General features: G+C 45.9%; 2 protein-coding genes. One reads left to right on the top strand and one right to left on the bottom strand.

Translation table 11 applies throughout. From position 1 onward, the window contains the following. Nucleotides 1-113 precede the first annotated feature (113 nt). Nucleotides 114-599, top strand: a complete 486-nt coding sequence (locus BMX80_RS17510; protein ID WP_074870808.1) for a hypothetical protein — start codon at nucleotides 114-116, stop codon at nucleotides 597-599. Nucleotides 600-714: 115 nt separating this feature from the next. On the opposite strand, the gene BMX80_RS17775 is transcribed toward BMX80_RS17510, so the two are convergent. After that, the gene (locus BMX80_RS17775; protein ID WP_139214228.1) at nucleotides 715-993 is read right to left on the bottom strand and encodes a hypothetical protein; all 279 of its coding nucleotides are present in this window, start codon (nucleotides 991-993) and stop codon (nucleotides 715-717) included. Nucleotides 994-1,387: the final 394 nt, after the last annotated feature.

A 1,387-nucleotide genomic window follows, 5' to 3' on the forward strand; every position in this document is an offset into this window, starting at 1 on the left:
CAACGAGCCATCCTAACAATGCGCTCAACGCCGCTCACTTCGTTCGCTGGACGTCCAAAAGCTGCGCTTTTGGCCGCCCGTTAGCTTAATCGTTATACTCGCAGGACTAAAATTTGAAACGAACCATATCAATAACAATTTCAATTCTGATCGCCCTAGCCCTAATGGGAGACATTGGATTAATCGTTAAATACCAGCTAAAGCCTAATGCTTTCTTGTCAATGCAGCATATATCGCCAACACATCACCTCCTGCTTCACATAGCTGGCATTGAGATAGCAATATTGAAAACTGTGTTTTCGGTAACATTGTTGTCGCTTTGGGTCTGGCGAACCATTCACCCTAAGAAAAACAACCTACTCAGTTACGCCACATTAGCCTATTCTGTCATGTGGGTACTAACTGCCATCCTCATTCTCACAGGGGTTGTCGGATTACTACAGCTCACCTCCAGCCAACCTGTTAATCCTTTCAACATGGAAGTAATAATCTCAATGCTAAGAAACACTCAGTTAGCCACTGCGTTTTCAATAGCCATTTTATTCCCTGCGGCATTAATGATTCTAGCCGGACTTTACAATCGACCGGAACGATTCTAAACATACAAACCAAAAATCATAAATAACACAATGGTGTAGGGTATAACAATGCGCTCAACGCCGCTCACTTCGTTCGCTGGACGTCCAAAAGCTGCGCTTTTGGCCGCCCGTTAGCTTAACCGTTAGAGCAAGTCATGAACAAACGCGAACTCAAAGACTTTTTTGAATGGATAACATCAGGGCTAGGCGCCAGCTCGCTCGCCTTGTTTGTTTTCATACCAACACTAGGCAAAAAATCATCCGCCGTAGAGTTTATTTGTCTAACCCTATTTCTTTTGTGCATGTTCACTTCAGTAGCAGCAACCGCGATCAGCAAACAAAACAAAGAGAAAAAACACAAGCGCGCTGAGCTAGCCCACACATACGCCATCACCATAAGCTTGGTCTCATTCATGCTAGGCCTCATCTTTCTGTGCCTACACATAAATTACCTGTTGCTAATATCTCTATTGGTTGCATTGGCGGCTACTGTGGTGTTACTTCAATTTGCAGAGTCAAAGCCGGAGTAGCTCTAACAATGCGCTCAACGCCGCTCACTTCGTTCGCTGGACAGCCAAAAGCTACGCTTTTGTCTGCCCGTTAGCTTAATCGTTAGGGCGCTTCACATAATGCTCGGAAACCACACCGCCACAACGACACCACACGCCACTTTTCAGCACGTTTTTTTGTCGTTAACTTTGGTGTTTCGCGCAGGCTCCGCGGCGCCGCTTGTAGGTTCGCCGGCGGGTTATTTGCGGTAAGCATCGGAAGGTTTTGACAGCATGGATGAAGTCGCAAATAACTACTTT

The organism is Atopomonas hussainii, assembly GCF_900109735.1.
GTDB classification, from domain to species: Bacteria; Pseudomonadota; Gammaproteobacteria; order Pseudomonadales; family Pseudomonadaceae; genus Atopomonas; species Atopomonas hussainii.